Source organism: Sphingobium sp. TomTYG72 (assembly GCF_055394715.1).
This window is the reverse complement of sequence record NZ_AP027336.1, coordinates 2,520,643-2,535,940: the sequence shown is the minus strand read 5'-3', so window position 1 is coordinate 2,535,940 and position 15,298 is coordinate 2,520,643. Positions and strand designations below refer to the sequence as shown.

The window sequence follows — 15,298 nt, the reverse complement described above, 5'->3', positions numbered from 1 at the left end:
CCTTCCCCGGATACAGGCTTTTCACTGTCCCTTCAGTCAGGACATATGGTCGAAATAAATTGGCGTCAGGTCAAGGGGGCGCGAGCGCCCGTCAACGCTGTGGCAGCAAATCCAGATTACGCGACGCCGCGATGTTCCGGATGCGCCCCGGTCGCGGCATCGACTTGATCGCGATTTCCGCCATATCGCCCGCGCTGAACAGCTCGACATTGCCGACATCGAAGATGCGCTGGCCGAATGTCTGGGTGATGCGCACGCTGCGAATGCTCGATAGCGCGATCTCCGTCCGCTGCTTGGCCAGCAGCCCGCGCTCCATCAGCACCTCCCGGTCGGACAACGCCAACCGTTCCCCCTTCACCCGCAGCCACCAGACCCCGATCGCCAGCAGCCCGACAACCGAAATCAGCAGCAGGATGAACAGGAACGGATGCGCGCGAAACATCGCAGGATGCTCGTCATACAGCCAGGCGTCGCTCATCATTCGTCCCATCAAGAAGTGCGCACGGACATGATCATGGATGCCCCGCCCGCGTCAATCCTTGCTCAGCGCGCCCCTCCTGCCCTTCTCCAACGAAAAGAGCAGGCTTCGACCAGCCCAACCCAAACGAAGGAGTGTTAGCTCTCATCCCCCATACGCAACGCCGCAATGAAGGCCTCCTGCGGGATCTGCACCGACCCATATTCCCGCATCCGCTTCTTGCCTTCTTTCTGCTTCTCCAGCAGCTTCTTCTTGCGGGTGATGTCGCCGCCATAGCATTTCGCGGTCACGTCCTTGCGCATCGCCGCGATCGTCTCCCGCGCAATCACCTTGCCGCCGATCGCCGCCTGGATCGGGATCTTGAATAGGTGGCGGGGGATCAGGTCCTTCAACCGCTCGCACATATGCCGCCCACGCGCCTCGGCGGCGCTGCGGTGGACGATCATCGACAGCGCATCGACCGGCTCATTGTTGACGAGGATGCTCATCTTGACGAGATCGCCCTCGCGCGTGCCGATCTGATGATAGTCGAAGCTCGCATATCCCCGGCTGATCGACTTCAAGCGATCATAAAAGTCGAACACCACTTCGTTGAGCGGCAGTTCATAGGTCACCTGCGCGCGTCCGCCAACATAGGTCAGGTTCTTCTGAATGCCGCGCCGGTCCTGACAGAGCTTCAGGATCGAGCCGAGATATTCGTCAGGGCAGTAAATCACCGCCTCGATCCACGGCTCCTCGATCATCTCGATATGGTTCGGGTCAGGCATGTCGGCGGGGTTGTGCAGGTGCTTCACCTCCCCATCCTTCATGTGCATTTCATAGACCACCGACGGCGCGGTGGTGATGAGATCGAGATCATATTCGCGCGTCAGCCGCTCCTGGATGATCTCCAGATGCAGCAGCCCCAGGAACCCGCAGCGGAAGCCGAAACCGAGCGCCGCCGAGGTCTCCATTTCGAAGGAGAAGGACGCATCGTTGAGCCGCAGCTTGCTGATCGAATCGCGCAGCTTCTCAAAATCATTGGCATCCACCGGGAACAGGCCGCAGAACACAACCGGCTGCACTTCCTTGAAACCCGGCAGCGGCTTAGCGGCAGGGTTCTTGACCGTGGTGATGGTGTCGCCGACACGGGTCTGGCTGATGTCCTTGATCTGCGCGGTGATGAAGCCGATCTCGCCCGGCCCGAGTTCGGGCAGTTGCTCGATCTTGGGCCGCATGCATCCGACGCGGTCGATCAGATGCTCGGTCTCGCCGATCATGAACTTGATCTGCTGGCCCTTCTTGATCACGCCGTTGACGACGCGGACCAGGATGACGACACCGAGATAAGGGTCGTACCAGCTGTCGACCAACATGGCTTCCAGCGGGGCGTTGCGATCACCCTTGGGCGGCGGGATCTTGGCGACGATGGCTTCGAGAATATCGTCGATGCCGATGCCCGACTTGGCGCTCGCCAACACCGCTTCCGACGCATCGAGGCCGATCACTTCCTCGATCTCCGCCCGCACCTTTTCCGGTTCGGCGGCGGGCAGATCGATCTTGTTCAGCACCGGCACGATCTCATGGTCATGCTCGATCGACTGATAGACATTAGCCAGCGTCTGCGCTTCCACGCCCTGCGCAGCATCGACAACCAGCAGCGCGCCCTCGCACGCAGCCAGGCTCCGGCTCACTTCATAGGCGAAATCGACATGGCCCGGCGTGTCCATGAGGTTGAGCTCATATGTCTCACCATTTTTCGCGACATAATCGAGGCGCACGGTCTGCGCCTTGATCGTGATGCCGCGCTCCTTCTCGATATCCATATTGTCGAGGACCTGCGCCGACATCTCCCGGTCGGTCAGCCCCCCGGTGCGCTGGATCAGGCGGTCGGCCAGCGTCGACTTGCCATGGTCGATATGGGCGATGATCGAGAAATTACGGATGTGCGAAAGGTTGGTCATGGACCGCGCCGATAGCAGCCATTTGCGGGCCTGTCAGCAGAGCTTGCAACCAGCCTGACCATCAGTAGGAAAAGCCCGCGAGCTATGGTAATTGACGCGAGCCTTAAACGGGTCGTACCATAATAAAAATTCCATAATTAACCGCTCGAAAGGGATTTGGGGCAATGTTCAAGACGGTTTCCGCGCTCCTCGCGACAGCATCGATGCTTGCTACGCCGATGTCTGCGATGGCGCAGACGAATATGAGTTCTTCTGGCAAGACCTATAAGGATGGCACCACCAAAGGCGCCTCCTCGGGCCGCAGGGCGCAAGAGCGCGCTCAGCAGGAGATTCCCCGCTGTACCCGCCGCCTTGGCACTGTCGCGATCGTCGAACCCGACAACCAGTGGTGGCGCGAGTTGAACCTGGGCAGCCCGGAAGCGATCCTCAAGATATTCATCCAGCAGTCTGGCTGCTTCGGCATCGTCAACCGGGGCCGCGCCATGCAGAGCCGGGCGATGGAACGCGCCATGGCGGACTCGGGCGAATTGCAGGCGGGATCGAACCTGGGCCGGGGTCAGGTCAAGGCAGCCGACTATTATCTGGAGCCTGATATCGTCTCGTCAAACCGCAACTCTGGCGGGGGCGGCTTTGGCGCTGCACTTGGCGGCCTGATGGGCGGCACGTTCGGCGCACTTGCTGGGGGCCTCAACATCAAGAAGAAGGAAGCGAACGTCACGCTTTCCATCGTCAACGCCCGCACGACTGAAGAAGAGGCGCTGACCGAGGGATACGCCCGCAAGACCGACATCGGCTTCGGCGGCGGCGGCGGTGCCGGTTGGTGGGGTGGCTTTGCTGCTGCCGGTGCGAGCGGCTACCAGAATACCGAAATCGGTCAGGTGATCGTGCTCGCCTATCTGGACGCCTATACCAAGCTGGTCACGCAGATGGGTGGGTTGCCCGCCAACGCGGCAGCAGCCGCCCCCCGCGCGCAGTAAATCTTATGCAGGGGCTTGGCGCCAATGCCGAGCCCCTGTGCTTCTCCTTCCGATCACCACCACTGTCGGTGCGACGGAATAAACATCTTCATTAAATAGGCCGGGACGAAACTTCAGCCTGCACAAACCTATTTCCACATCGCCGTCGCCACCACGATATTATCGCCTCGCCTGCGGGACGCTCCACCAGCCTGTTGATGCCCGTGCCCAAAGTTAACGCGACAAGAAACGCGGAGAAGAAGGCGAGCCACGGGCTGTAGCCCCGCTCCGCCATTTTCAGCATCACGACGAAACCAACATGCTGATGGATGAGGTAGAAGGAATAGCTGATCCCGCCCATCCAGAGCAGTGGACGTGACGCGATCCACTGCAGATGCCCTCTGATTAGCGCTGCAAAGCCTGCAAGCAGAATACAGGCCATAAGCGTGACGTCCCAACTTTCCATCGAGGCGGCCGACAGCAGTGCAAGGGCGGCATAGGGAGATTGTTGGCGCCAGCTCCGCTGACCAGACCAGACACGGTAAGACAACATCCCGATGATGAAGAAGGGGAGATAGCGCAGTACCAAAAGCATGATGATGCGTTCTGGCATGTCGGGCCATAACCCATAGATAGCGCGAACCGCGAGCCACAATGCCAGCATCGGTTCGAGCCTTTTCAATCCAGCCCATTTCCAGATCGATATCATGCAGAAGTAAAAGGCGATTTCGACGGTCAATGTCCAATAAGCGCCGTCTACCTCAGGAAGAAACGCGAACCCCTGCAACATCGTGAAGTTAGCCAGGATCGCGCTGGGACCCACCAGCAATTGGGACGCCTTTGCCGCATATTCGATCGACAAGGTCAGCAGCATCGCGACGATATAAGCCGGATAAAGCCGGGCGATCCGGTTTACCGCGAAGTCGGCGACGCTACCGATCCGATCCAGCGTGAAGAATATGGCGAAGCCCGAGATCGTGAAAAACAGCAGGACGCGATAATTGCCTCCGGGAAAGCTGAACGGCACGTGCGCCGCTTGGGGAAAAAGCTCGTGGAAACGCGTGGAATAATGAAAAACCAGCACGCACAGCGCACCGATGCCTCTCAAGGCATCCAATTCCGCCAAGCGGTTCCGAGTAGGTAATGCAGTCACTCGAGTGCATTAGCAATGAAACAGCAATCAATCGGTTAAGATATTGGGGTCGGATACATATTGTTGCTGGCACGGTTACGTCCGGCTTGGAAGGTCAGTCGCCCTGCTCGGCTGTGCGCTTCAGCCGTGCCAATTGCTCGGCCAGAACCTTGTTCACAATGGGCGCAATCTGGGCTGGACGCATTCGCATATAGTCTCCCGCGACATAACTGATGGTCACACGAGCATCCTTGCCAGCCGGATAAAGGGCGATGTCGAGCGTACCAGTGACCGCCTCGGCTTGCAGAGGTCCCAAGGCTTCGGAAAGCCTTAAATGCTTATATGGTTCGGCAAAAATCACGCGAGCATGTTCGACGCTGCCTGCCGACCCGCGTGGGCCGGGAAGCTGCTCACAGAAACAGCCTCCCGCTTTTGTATCCAGGCTAAGGTTGGCGGCATCGCTACTGCAGGTGTGTTCGCTGCTCCACCAGCGCGCCGGTGAAGCGATCAAAGAATATATCGTTCGCACGTCGCCTACGATTTCGACGCTGCTGACTACCTCTAAGCGGAAATTGTTCGCCGACTTAACTTCCGCTTGGGCGGCCGTTCCGCCAGCGAGCGCAGTGACCAGGATGGCCCGAATAGAGTTCCGCATGCCTGACTCCCGCCTCTGAAAGACGGGAGAAATTACTTCAGCCTTTGGCGTGATCCAATATGCCCGCGATTGCCGCAGTCACATCGTCCATGTCAGCCATGCCGTCCACACGAGACACGATCCCTCGCGCTTCATAGATTGGAAGGATGGGGGCGGTCTTAGCGCGATATTCCGCCATCCGGGTCCTTACCGTTTCTTCATTATCGTCGGGACGGCGCTTGAACTCGTGCCCATGGCATTTGTCGCACTCATCAGCAACCTTGGGCTGCTTGAAGCTGTCGTGATAACCCTCTCCGCAGGTCGCGCAGGTGAAGCGACCCGTGATGCGCTCAACCAGAGCGTCCTCATCGACGTCGAGTTCGATGACATGGTCCAATGTACGGCCGCGATCGGCAAGAATGGCGTCGAGCGAACGGGCCTGAGCTTCGGTGCGCGGGTAGCCGTCGAAGATCACGCCTGTGCTGTCGGCCAAACCATCCAATGCTTCGCCGATGATGCCGGAAACGATTTCATCCGAAACCAGTTCACCCGCTTCCATCACCGCCTTGGCCTTGAGGCCAATCGGCGTCCGCGCCTTTACCGCCGCCCGCAGCATGTCACCCGTCGACAGCTGAACCATGCCACGGGTTTCAACCAGGCGGCTCGCCTGCGTGCCCTTCCCTGCTCCTGGAGGACCCAGCAGAATGATGTTCATTTTGCGCATACTCCCCTATTCTTGCGCCGCGCCTCGATGCGCTTTTAGCGAAGACGTCCCTTCAGCTTCGCCTTTTTGATCAGATCCCCATATTGGTGAGCCAGCAAATGGCTCTGGATCTGCGTCACGGTATCCACCGTGACATTGACCACGATCAGCAGACTGGTCCCGCCCAGATAGAAGGGAATACCCGCCCGGGCGATGGCAAATTCCGGAACCAGGCATATGATGGCCAGATAGGCAGCACCAATCACCGTGATCCGGGTCAGCACATAGTCCAGATAATTTTCCGTGTTCTTGCCCGGACGGATACCGGGAATAAACCCGCCGTTTCGCTTGAGATTATCGGCCGTCTCTTCCGGATTGAACACTACGGCTGTGTAGAAGAAGCAGAAGAACACGATGCCGAGGCCATAGAGCGCCATGTAAACCGGGCTGCCATGCGACAGATATTGATTGAGCGTCAGCACCAAGTCACCGAGTCGGCTTTCACCAGCAACGGTGTTCCCCGCAAACTGGGAAATGGTGAGCGGCATCAACAGCAACGAGCTGGCAAAGATCGGCGGAATCACGCCTGCGGTATTCACCTTGAGCGGCAGATGGCTGCGATCCGCCTGCATCAATCCCTGACGAGTCTGACGCTTGGGATACTGGATCAGCACGCGCCGCTGCGCACGCTCCATGAAGCAGATCAGCAGGATCAAGCCAACCGCCAGCGCAATGACCATCACGATCAGCAGACCGGAGATCGATCCTTCGCTGCCCGATTTGAACAAATTGCTCAACGTCACCGGAAGCTGCGCGACGATGCCCGCCATAATGATGAGCGAAACGCCGTTGCCGATGCCGCGCGACGTGATCTGTTCACCCAGCCACATCAGGAACATCGTCCCGCCGATCAGCGAAACAACTGCAGCGATGCGGAACAGGAAGCCAGGATCAACCACCGCCTGTACACCCGACTGCGCACCAAAGCTTTCAAGGCCCACAGCGATGAAATAGCCCTGCACGGCGGTCAGGCCGACCGTGCCGTAACGCGTATATTGGTTGAGCTTCTTGCGCCCGCTCTCGCCTTCCTTCTTGATCGCCGCGAGCTGCGGCGAAAGGCTGGCGGCGAGTTGTACGACGATCGAGGCGGTGATGTAAGGCATCACCCCGAGCGCGATCAGGCTCATGCGCGACAGTGAACCACCCGAAAAGGTGTTGAAGATGTCCAGGACACCACCGTTCGTCTGCGCGTAGAGCTGCGACAGTGCGGTCGGATCGACGCCCGGCAGCGGCACGAAGCTCAGAAAGCGGAACACGATCAGCGCGCCCAGCGTGAACCACAGGCGCTTCTTGAGGTCGGTCGCCTGGCTGAACTTAGCCAGGCTGAGATTGGATGCGAGCTGGTCGGCTCTCGATGCCATCTTGGCTGCCCTTCAAAACATCTTCCCGGATTCAGGTACCCGGAGCGGAATCGCTAACCCCTTAGCGGGGTGATCGCACGCTGTCGAACTCGGAAATTCACACCGTTCATTCTGAACAAAATCAGAGCCGACAATGAGGGTCTTTCTGATCCCAAACACAAGGCCCCGCCTACCCATATCGGGCAGCGGGGCCATGCTTGCAAGCCTTGCGGCTTGGTTCAACCCTTCTTGGCGGCCTTGGCGCTGCCCTTCTTCGCAGCAGCCTTTTCGGCCGCCGGAACAACGGCGATCACTTCGACCTTACCGCCAGCCTTTTCGACCGCCTCGACAGCGCCCTTCGACGCGCCAGCGACGAGCAGGTTGACCTTGGTCGTCAGCTCGCCCTTGGCGAGCAGCCGGACGCCGTCCTTGCCACCGCGAGCCAGAGCAGCGCCCTTGAGCGCCGCATGGTCGATGGTGGCGTTGGCGTCGAGCTTACCAGCGTCGATCGCCTTCTGCAGAGCGCCCAGGTTCACGATCGCGTAATCCTTGGCAAAGATGTTGTTGAAGCCGCGCTTCGGGATGCGCATGTGCAGCGGCATCTGGCCGCCTTCGAAGCCGTTGATCGCAACACCCGAGCGCGCCTTGGCACCCTTCTGGCCGCGACCAGCGGTCTTGCCCTTGCCCGAGCCGATACCACGGCCGACGCGCATCCGGCCCTTGCGGGCACCGGCATTGTCATTGAGTTCGTTAAGCTTCGTCATTGTGCACTCGCTTTCGCTATGTTCGCGCGAAGGCCCGATCCACCGGGATCGGGCCGGAGCCCCAGCGAAAGCTGGGGCCTCATGAGGCTGGGCGCATCTCTATTGAAGAGCGCCCAGCGGCTTGAGATCCCAGCTTTCGCTGGGATGACGGTCTTTAGTCGACCACCGCAACCATGTGCGGCAGCTTGGCGATGGCACCACGGACTTCCGCAGTGTCTTCCAGCTCCACCACGCGGTGCATCTTGCCAAGACCGAGGCCGATCAGAATCTTCTTCTGGGCTTCGGGGCGGCGGATCGGCGAACCGATCTGCTTGATCTTGATCTTCGCCATGTCTGTTACTCCGCAATCGCTTCGGCGTCGGCCTGAGCGACTTCGGCCGAGGCACCACCGCGACGAAGCAGGTCAGCGACCTTCTTGCCCCGGCGCTGCGCTACCGACTTCGGGCTGGTCTGTTCACCGAGGGCCGAGAAGGTTGCGCGGATCATGTTGTAAGGGTTCGACGTGCCGTTCGACTTGGTCACGACGTCAGCGACGCCGAGGCTTTCGAACACGGCGCGCATCGGACCACCGGCGATGATGCCCGTACCGGCCGGAGCCGAGCGAACCGTCACCTTGCCCGCACCGAAATGACCGAGGCCGTCATGATGCAGGGTGCGGCCTTCCTTCAGCGGAACGCGAACCATCGCTTTCTTGGCAGAAGCGGTCGCCTTGCTGATGGCTTCCGGCACTTCGCGCGCCTTGCCATGGCCGAAGCCCGCACGCCCCTTGCCGTCGCCGACGACGACGAGAGCAGCAAAGCCGAAGCGCTTACCACCCTTGACGGTCTTCGAGACGCGGTTGATGTGAACCAGCTTCTCGATCAGCTCTTCGCCCTGCTCCTCGTCACGGTTACCACCGCGACGATCATCACGACGGCCACGGCCGCCACGCTCACCACGGTTGCGGTCACCGCCGCGACCACGGCCACGACCGGGACCACGGCTCTCGGTCGGTGCATTCTCGCCGCCTTCGACAGCAGCAGGTGCGCCCGCCTGGGCCTGGATTTCGTTTTCGTCAGCCATGATCAGAACTCCAGCCCGCCTTCGCGGGCGGCATCGGCCAGCGCCTTGACGCGGCCATGGAACAGGAAGCCACCACGATCGAACACGACCTTGGTGACGCCGGCAGCGGTCGCCGCAGCGGCAACGCGCTTGCCGACTTCGGCAGCGGCTTCGGAAGAGGCGCCGGTCTTACCCAGAGCCTTGGAACCGACTTCCTTGTCCAGAGTCGACGCGGCGGCCAGGGTCTTGCCCTGCGCATCGTCGATGATCTGGGCGTAGATGTGACGGCCCGAACGGTGGACGCTGAGGCGGGGCTTGTGGCCCGAAACCGCCTTGAGCGCGGTGCGAACGCGGCGACGACGCCGCGCGAAGAGGGAAAGCTTTGCCATCTTACTTCTTCTTCCCTTCCTTGCGGAAGATGAACTCGCCGGCGTACTTGATACCCTTGCCCTTATAGGGTTCGGGCTTGCGCCAGCGGCGGATCTCGGCCGCAACCTGACCCACCTTCTGCTTGTCGATGCCGCTAATCTCAACCGTGGTGTTATCCGGGGTCTTGATCTCGATCCCTTCTGGGATCGCGAAATCGACATCGTGCGAATAGCCGAGCTGCAGCTTCAGGGTCTTGCCCTGCGAGTTGGCGCGGTAACCGACACCCGTGATCAGCAGCTTCTTGGTGTACCCTTCGGTCACGCCAGTGATCAGGTTGGCGATAAGCGTGCGCTGCATACCCCAGAAAGCGCGAGCGCGCTTGCTGTCATTGGCAGGCTGCACGGCGATCGAACCATCTTCGATGCTGTAGGTGACTTCGTCGGCCAGCGGCAGTGACAGGGTGCCCTTAGGCCCCTTCACCGACAGCTGACCGCCTTCGATGGCGGCAGTGACGCCCGCAGGGACGGCAACCGGCTTCTTACCAGTACGGCTCATCAGAACACCTCCGCCAGCACTTCGCCGCCGACATTCTGTTCACGCGCTTCGGCGTCGGACAGAACGCCGCGAGGCGTCGAGACAATGGTGATGCCCAGGCCATTGCGGACCACCGGCAGTTCCTTGGAACCCGAATAAACGCGGCGGCCCGGCTTCGAGACGCGGGCGACATGCTTGATCGCCGGCTGGCCTTCGAAATATTTCAGCTCGATGCGGAGGCCCGGATGCTTGCCGAGGGCCTCTTCCGAGTAACCACGGATATAGCCTTCGCGCTGGAGCACGTCGAGCACGCGGGCGCGCAGTTTGGAAGCGGGGGACATAACGCTGTCCTTCTTCGCCTGCTGCCCGTTGCGGATGCGGGTGAGCATATCACCCAGGGGATCGGTCAATGCCATCTCAAATGATCCTTACCAGCTCGACTTGGTGACGCCGGGGATCAGGCCCTTGTTGGCCAGATCACGCAGCTGCACGCGGCAGAGACGGAATTTGCGGTAATAAGCGCGGGGACGCCCCGTCAGTTCGCAGCGGTTCCGAACGCGGGTCGGGTTGCCGTTGCGGGGGATCTCCGCCATCTTCAGACGCGCGATCAGACGATCGCTGTCGTCGGCCGCGGTATCATTCGCGATCGCCTTGAGCTTCGCATAACGGCCGGCATATTTCTTCACCAGCTTCTTGCGGCGCTCGTTCTTGTTGATCGAACTCAGTTTCGCCATGACTTAAGTTCTCTTTCCTTGGGTGTCTGGAAAGAGAAGCGGGACCGGTTAGGCCGCCTGCTTCTCTTCGAGCGGGAAGGGGAAGCCGAAGAGACGCAGCAATTCGCGCGCTTCCTCGTCCGTCTTCGCCGTGGTGGTCACGATGATGTCCATGCCGCGCACCTTGTCGATGCGGTCATAGTTGATCTCGGGGAAGATGATCTGCTCCTTGATGCCGAAGGCATAGTTGCCACGGCCGTCGAAGCTCTTCGGATTGAGACCACGGAAGTCGCGCACGCGAGGCAGAGCGACGTTGATCAGGCGATCAAGGAACTCATACATGCGCTCACGACGGAGCGTGACCTTGGCGCCGATCGGCATGCCTTCACGCAGCTTGAACTGCGCGATCGACTTGCGGGCCTTGGTGATGACCGGCTTCTGACCGGCGATCAGTTCCATTTCCTCGGCCGCCGACGTGACCTTCTTCTTGTCCTGGGTCGCTTCGCCCACGCCCATGTTGAGCGTGATCTTCTCGATCTTCGGGACCTGCATGACGTTTTCGTAACCGAATTTCTCGGTCATCGCCTTGGCGATTTCGGCGTCATAGAGCGACTTCGAGCGCGGGATATACTTGTCGCTCATTACAGCACCTCACCGGACTTGACGGCGACGCGGACCTTCTTGCCGTCGCGATCCTCGAAACGGACGCGGGTCGGCTTGCCATCCTTGTCGGCGACAGCGACGTTCGAAATGTGGAGCGGCGCGGGCTTGCGCTCGATGCCACCCTGTGGGTTCGCCTGGTCGGGCTTGCGGTGACGCGCATGCACGTTGATGCCTTCCACCAGGACCTTGTCGTCCTTCGGAAGCACCTGCAGGACGGCGCCGGTACGACCCTTGTCCTTGCCAGCCAGCACGACGACCTTGTCGCCCTTCTTGATTCTAGCAGCGCTCATTACAGCACCTCAGGAGCAAGGCTGATGATCTTCATGTGCTTCTTGGCGCGCAGTTCGCGAACGACCGGGCCAAAGATACGGGTGCCAATCGGCTCCTCGTTCTTGTTGATGAGCACAGCGGCATTGCCGTCGAAGCGAATCACGCTGCCATCAGCGCGACGCACGTCCTTGGCGGTGCGCACGATGACGGCGCGATGCACGTCACCCTTCTTCACCTTACCACGAGGCGCAGCTTCCTTGATCGAGACGACGATGATGTCGCCCACGCTCGCGAAGCGACGCTTCGAGCCGCCCAGCACCTTGATGCACTGGACGCGCTTGGCGCCGCTGTTGTCAGCGACGTCAAGATTGGATTGCATCTGGATCATAGATCCGGTTCCTTCTTATTTGGCCTACCGGGACAATTCCCGGCGGTTCCGAATTCAAGTGCCTAGAGCCTTTGACTCTACGCGAAGCGCGGGCCTGTACCCTTTCCGTCCGGAAAAGGCCAGCCCCGCGCGCCACTTTTAATTCAAAGGCTCGTACGAGCCTCCCTTAAGCGGCCGTTTCCGGCGACTTATGGGTGTCCACGCGCTCGATGACCTTCCAGGTCTTGAGCTTGGAAATCGGAGCGGTCTCCTCGATGCGGACCGTTTCGCCTTCCTTGTAGACATTGCCCTCGTCATGGGCATGGTACTTCTTCGAACGACGGATGATCTTGCCGTAGAGCGCATGCTTAACCTTGCGCTCCACGCGAACCACCACCGTCTTGTCGGTCTTGTCGGAAACCACCGTTCCCGTCAGCACGCGCTTGGGCATCGTGTGTTTCCTTTACTTCGCGGCCGAGCGGGTACGCTCGGTCTGCAGGGTCTTGATCTGCGCGATCGACCGACGGACTTCCTTGACCCGGCTGGGCTTTTCCAGCTGGTTGGTGGCCGCCTGGAAACGCAGGTTGAACTGCTCGCGCTTCAGGTTGTTGAGTTCGGTCGACAGTTCGTCGTCCGTCTTGGTCTTCAGGTCTGCGACGTTGGCCACGATCAACCCTCCAGGTGCGAGGTGTCGCCGAGGCGGGCAACGACCTTCGTCTTGATGGGCAGCTTCATCGCGGCGCGCGAGAAGGCCTCTGCTGCGAGCGGACCGGGAACGCCGTCCAGTTCGAACAGGATGCGGCCCGGCTTGACGCGAGCTGCCCAATATTCAACCGAACCCTTACCTTTACCCTGACGGACTTCGGCGGGCTTCTTCGACACAGGCACGTCGGGGAACACGCGGATCCACAGACGGCCCTGACGGCGAAGGTGACGCTGGATCGCGCGGCGGGCTGCCTCGATCTGGCGGGCGGTGACGCGCTCAGGTTCCAGAGCCTTCAGACCATAGGCGCCGAAGTTCAGGTCCGAACCGCCCTTGGCGTCGCCCTTGATCCGGCCCTTGAAGGTCTTGCGGAACTTCATTTTTTTCGGTTGCAGCATGACGCTATTACCTTCTTATCTTCAGCGCGCCGGGCGCACGCCGGAGGTCTGAGCCTCCAGCATCAACCGGTCGGTAGCCATCGGATCGTGACCAAGGATTTCGCCCTTGAAGATCCAGACCTTGATGCCGCAGACGCCATAGGCGGTATGCGCCGTGGCTTCGGCATAATCGACGTTCGCACGCAGCGTGTGCAGCGGAACGCGGCCTTCGCGATACCATTCGACGCGAGCGATCTCTGCGCCGCCCAGACGGCCGCCGCAGGTGATCTTAATGCCTTCGGCGCCCAGACGGAGAGCCGACTGCACCGCGCGCTTCATCGCCCGGCGGAACGCCACGCGGCGTTCCAGCTGATCGGCGATACCCTGAGCGACGAGCTTGGAATCGACTTCCGGCTTGCGGATTTCGACGATGTTCAGGCTGACGTCCGAAGAGGTCAGGCTGCCCAGCTTCTTGCGCAGCTTTTCAATGTCCGCGCCCTTCTTGCCGATGATGACACCGGGACGGGCAGCATAGACCGACACGCGGCACAGCTTGGCCGGACGCTCGATCACGACCTTAGAAATCGCGGCCTGCGGCAGGTTCTTCATGATATACTGGCGGATCTTCAGATCCTCCAGCAGCAGACGGCCATAGTCGGCGCCTTCGGCATACCAGCGGCTGTCCCAGGTGCGGTTGATCTGCAGGCGCAGACCGATCGGATTGCTCTTGTGACCCATAGTCTTACGCCTCCGCTTCTTCAGCTGCTTCGCGAACGACGATGCGCACGCGGCTGAAGGGCTTCAGGATCCGGGTCGACTTGCCACGGCCGCGAGCGTGGAAGCGCTTCAGGGTGAAGCTCTTGCCCACCGATGCTTCCGCGACGACCAGGCTGTCGACGTCCAGATTGTGATTGTTTTCCGCATTGGCGATGGCCGAAGCCAGCACCTTGCGCACGTCGACCGCCATCGCCTTCTTCGAGAAAGCGAGGATGTTCAGCGCGTCCTCGACCTTGCGGCCGCGGATGAGCGTGGCAACCAGGTTCAGCTTCTGGGCCGAACCACGGATCTGCGTGCCAACGGCCAGCGCCTCATTGTCGGCGACGCGACGGGGAGCCTTTTCCTTGCTCATTAACGCTTGCCCTTCTTGTCGGCGGCGTGGCCGGGGAAGTAGCGGGTCGGGGCGAATTCGCCCAACTTGTGACCTACCATATCCTCGTTCACCGAGACCGGCACATGCTTGCGGCCGTTATAGACGTTGAACGTCAGGCCAACGAACTGCGGCAGGATGGTGGAGCGGCGCGACCAGGTCTTGATCGGACCCGACCGGCCACCGGCGTCCTGCGCCACTTCCGCCTTCTTCAGAAGGCTGAGGTCCACGAAAGGACCTTTCCAGACGGAACGAGCCATCTCGCTTACCTCTTCTTCTTCGCGTGGCGGCTACGGATGATAAACTTGTCCGTTGCCTTGTTGTGGCGGGTGCGCGCACCCTTGGTTGGCTTGCCCCAGGGCGTAACCGGATGACGGCCGCCCGAGGTCCGGCCTTCACCACCGCCGTGCGGGTGATCGACCGGGTTCTTCGCCACACCGCGCGTCAGCGGACGGATACCGTTCCAACGGTTGCGGCCTGCCTTGGCGAGGTTGGTGTTGCCATTGTCCGGGTTCGACACGGCACCGATGGTGCCCATGCAATCCGAACGGATGTAGCGCTGCTCGCCCGAAGACAGGCGGACCATCACCATGCCGCGATCACGACCGACCAGCTGGGCATAAGTGCCCGCCGAACGGCAGAGCTGACCGCCCTTGCCCGGCTTCATCTCGATGTTGTGGATGATCGTGCCGACCGGCATCTGACCCAGTTCCATCGCGTTGCCCGGCTTCACGTCGGTCTTCTTGCCAGCGATGACCTTGTCACCGGGAGCCAGACGCTGCGGCGCCAGGATATAGGCCTGGGTGCCGTCAGGGTAGTTGACCAGCGCGATGAAGGCTGTGCGGTTGGGGTCATATTCCAGACGCTCGACCGTACCTTCGACATCCCACAAGCGACGCTTGAAGTCGATGATGCGGTAGCGCTGCTTGTGACCGCCGCCGATGCCGCGCGAGGTCACATGACCCTTGTTGTTGCGACCACCAGTCTTGCGCTTGCCTTCGGTCAGCGCCTTGACGGGCTTGCCCTTATGCAGGCTGGACTTGTCGACCAGGATCAGGCCACGCTGCGCGGGGCTGGTCGGGTTGTAGCTCTTAAGCGCCATGA

24 protein-coding genes are annotated in these 15,298 nt (G+C 60.7%); 1 reads left to right on the top strand and 23 read right to left on the bottom strand.

Features of this window, described 5'->3' with window-relative positions; all coding sequences use genetic code 11:
* Positions 1 to 91: 91 nt before the first annotated feature.
* Positions 92 to 478, bottom strand: coding sequence for a PH domain-containing protein (locus ACZ5U1_RS12635; protein WP_464778697.1), 387 nt, complete (start codon positions 476 to 478; stop codon positions 92 to 94).
* 137 nt (positions 479 to 615) lie between these two features.
* On the bottom strand, positions 616 to 2,421 hold the full coding sequence (gene lepA / locus ACZ5U1_RS12630) for a translation elongation factor 4 (protein WP_464778696.1): 1,806 nt from the start codon (positions 2,419 to 2,421) through the stop codon (positions 616 to 618).
* Positions 2,422 to 2,585: 164 nt separating this feature from the next.
* Here lepA and ACZ5U1_RS12625 point away from each other — a divergent pair, with 164 nt between their 5' ends.
* The gene (locus ACZ5U1_RS12625) at positions 2,586 to 3,398 is read left to right on the top strand and encodes a CsgG/HfaB family protein (RefSeq protein WP_464778695.1); all 813 of its coding nucleotides are present in this window, start codon (positions 2,586 to 2,588) and stop codon (positions 3,396 to 3,398) included.
* A 91-nt stretch (positions 3,399 to 3,489) separates the two neighbouring features.
* On the opposite strand, the gene ACZ5U1_RS12620 is transcribed toward ACZ5U1_RS12625, so the two are convergent.
* From ACZ5U1_RS12620 to rplB, 21 genes are all read right to left on the bottom strand, one after another.
* Complete coding sequence (locus tag ACZ5U1_RS12620) at positions 3,490 to 4,494, bottom strand: acyltransferase family protein (RefSeq protein WP_464780047.1); 1,005 nt, start codon at positions 4,492 to 4,494, stop codon at positions 3,490 to 3,492.
* Positions 4,495 to 4,624: 130 nt separating this feature from the next.
* Complete coding sequence (locus tag ACZ5U1_RS12615; protein ID WP_464778694.1) at positions 4,625 to 5,164, bottom strand: ATPase; 540 nt, start codon at positions 5,162 to 5,164, stop codon at positions 4,625 to 4,627.
* 37 nt (positions 5,165 to 5,201) lie between these two features.
* Complete coding sequence (locus ACZ5U1_RS12610) at positions 5,202 to 5,858, bottom strand: adenylate kinase (protein WP_464778693.1); 657 nt, start codon at positions 5,856 to 5,858, stop codon at positions 5,202 to 5,204.
* Between the two features lie 44 nt (positions 5,859 to 5,902).
* Positions 5,903 to 7,267: a preprotein translocase subunit SecY gene (secY, locus tag ACZ5U1_RS12605; RefSeq protein ID WP_464778692.1), complete on the bottom strand. Its 1,365-nt coding sequence runs from the start codon at positions 7,265 to 7,267 to the stop codon at positions 5,903 to 5,905.
* Between the two features lie 218 nt (positions 7,268 to 7,485).
* A complete protein-coding gene (rplO, locus tag ACZ5U1_RS12600) occupies positions 7,486 to 8,010 on the bottom strand; it encodes a 50S ribosomal protein L15 (protein ID WP_464778691.1) in 525 nt (174 codons plus the stop codon).
* A 154-nt stretch (positions 8,011 to 8,164) separates the two neighbouring features.
* Positions 8,165 to 8,341, bottom strand: coding sequence for a 50S ribosomal protein L30 (rpmD, locus tag ACZ5U1_RS12595; RefSeq protein ID WP_013847753.1), 177 nt, complete (start codon positions 8,339 to 8,341; stop codon positions 8,165 to 8,167).
* Between the two features lie 5 nt (positions 8,342 to 8,346).
* Entirely contained in the window at positions 8,347 to 9,072 is a 726-nt protein-coding gene (rpsE, locus tag ACZ5U1_RS12590; RefSeq protein ID WP_464778690.1) for a 30S ribosomal protein S5, read from the bottom strand.
* Between the two features lie 2 nt (positions 9,073 to 9,074).
* On the bottom strand, positions 9,075 to 9,440 hold the full coding sequence (rplR, locus tag ACZ5U1_RS12585) for a 50S ribosomal protein L18 (RefSeq protein WP_464778689.1): 366 nt from the start codon (positions 9,438 to 9,440) through the stop codon (positions 9,075 to 9,077).
* Position 9,441: 1 nt separating this feature from the next.
* A complete protein-coding gene (gene rplF / locus ACZ5U1_RS12580; RefSeq protein ID WP_464778688.1) occupies positions 9,442 to 9,975 on the bottom strand; it encodes a 50S ribosomal protein L6 in 534 nt (177 codons plus the stop codon).
* A complete protein-coding gene (gene rpsH, locus ACZ5U1_RS12575; protein WP_087574637.1) occupies positions 9,975 to 10,370 on the bottom strand; it encodes a 30S ribosomal protein S8 in 396 nt (131 codons plus the stop codon). The genes rplF and rpsH overlap by 1 nt, the downstream gene beginning before the upstream one ends.
* A gap of 12 nt (positions 10,371 to 10,382) precedes the next feature.
* Complete coding sequence (gene rpsN, locus ACZ5U1_RS12570) at positions 10,383 to 10,688, bottom strand: 30S ribosomal protein S14 (protein ID WP_007707881.1); 306 nt, start codon at positions 10,686 to 10,688, stop codon at positions 10,383 to 10,385.
* 48 nt (positions 10,689 to 10,736) lie between these two features.
* A complete protein-coding gene (rplE, locus tag ACZ5U1_RS12565; RefSeq protein WP_464778687.1) occupies positions 10,737 to 11,309 on the bottom strand; it encodes a 50S ribosomal protein L5 in 573 nt (190 codons plus the stop codon).
* Positions 11,309 to 11,620 (bottom strand): 50S ribosomal protein L24, encoded by a 312-nt coding sequence (gene rplX, locus ACZ5U1_RS12560; protein ID WP_022682108.1) that lies wholly within the window; start codon positions 11,618 to 11,620, stop codon positions 11,309 to 11,311. The genes rplE and rplX overlap by 1 nt, the downstream gene beginning before the upstream one ends.
* Positions 11,620 to 11,988, bottom strand: a complete 369-nt coding sequence (rplN, locus tag ACZ5U1_RS12555; RefSeq protein ID WP_007686569.1) for a 50S ribosomal protein L14 — start codon at positions 11,986 to 11,988, stop codon at positions 11,620 to 11,622. Before rplN ends, rplX begins: the two co-directional genes overlap by 1 nt.
* A 166-nt stretch (positions 11,989 to 12,154) precedes the next feature.
* Positions 12,155 to 12,418 carry a 30S ribosomal protein S17 gene (rpsQ, locus tag ACZ5U1_RS12550; protein WP_006960320.1) on the bottom strand — a complete coding sequence of 88 codons (264 nt, stop codon included), beginning with the start codon at positions 12,416 to 12,418 and terminating at the stop codon, positions 12,155 to 12,157.
* A 12-nt stretch (positions 12,419 to 12,430) separates the two neighbouring features.
* On the bottom strand, positions 12,431 to 12,634 hold the full coding sequence (gene rpmC / locus ACZ5U1_RS12545) for a 50S ribosomal protein L29 (RefSeq protein WP_184269416.1): 204 nt from the start codon (positions 12,632 to 12,634) through the stop codon (positions 12,431 to 12,433).
* A gap of 2 nt (positions 12,635 to 12,636) precedes the next feature.
* On the bottom strand, positions 12,637 to 13,068 hold the full coding sequence (rplP, locus tag ACZ5U1_RS12540) for a 50S ribosomal protein L16 (RefSeq protein WP_464778686.1): 432 nt from the start codon (positions 13,066 to 13,068) through the stop codon (positions 12,637 to 12,639).
* A gap of 21 nt (positions 13,069 to 13,089) precedes the next feature.
* Positions 13,090 to 13,785 (bottom strand): 30S ribosomal protein S3, encoded by a 696-nt coding sequence (rpsC, locus tag ACZ5U1_RS12535; RefSeq protein ID WP_196225090.1) that lies wholly within the window; start codon positions 13,783 to 13,785, stop codon positions 13,090 to 13,092.
* 4 nt (positions 13,786 to 13,789) lie between these two features.
* Positions 13,790 to 14,176: a 50S ribosomal protein L22 gene (gene rplV, locus ACZ5U1_RS12530; RefSeq protein ID WP_196225089.1), complete on the bottom strand. Its 387-nt coding sequence runs from the start codon at positions 14,174 to 14,176 to the stop codon at positions 13,790 to 13,792.
* Positions 14,176 to 14,454, bottom strand: a complete 279-nt coding sequence (gene rpsS, locus ACZ5U1_RS12525) for a 30S ribosomal protein S19 (RefSeq protein ID WP_007686576.1) — start codon at positions 14,452 to 14,454, stop codon at positions 14,176 to 14,178. Before rpsS ends, rplV begins: the two co-directional genes overlap by 1 nt.
* Before the next feature lie 5 nt (positions 14,455 to 14,459).
* Positions 14,460 to 15,296, bottom strand: coding sequence for a 50S ribosomal protein L2 (rplB, locus tag ACZ5U1_RS12520; protein WP_196225088.1), 837 nt, complete (start codon positions 15,294 to 15,296; stop codon positions 14,460 to 14,462).
* Positions 15,297 to 15,298: the final 2 nt, after the last annotated feature.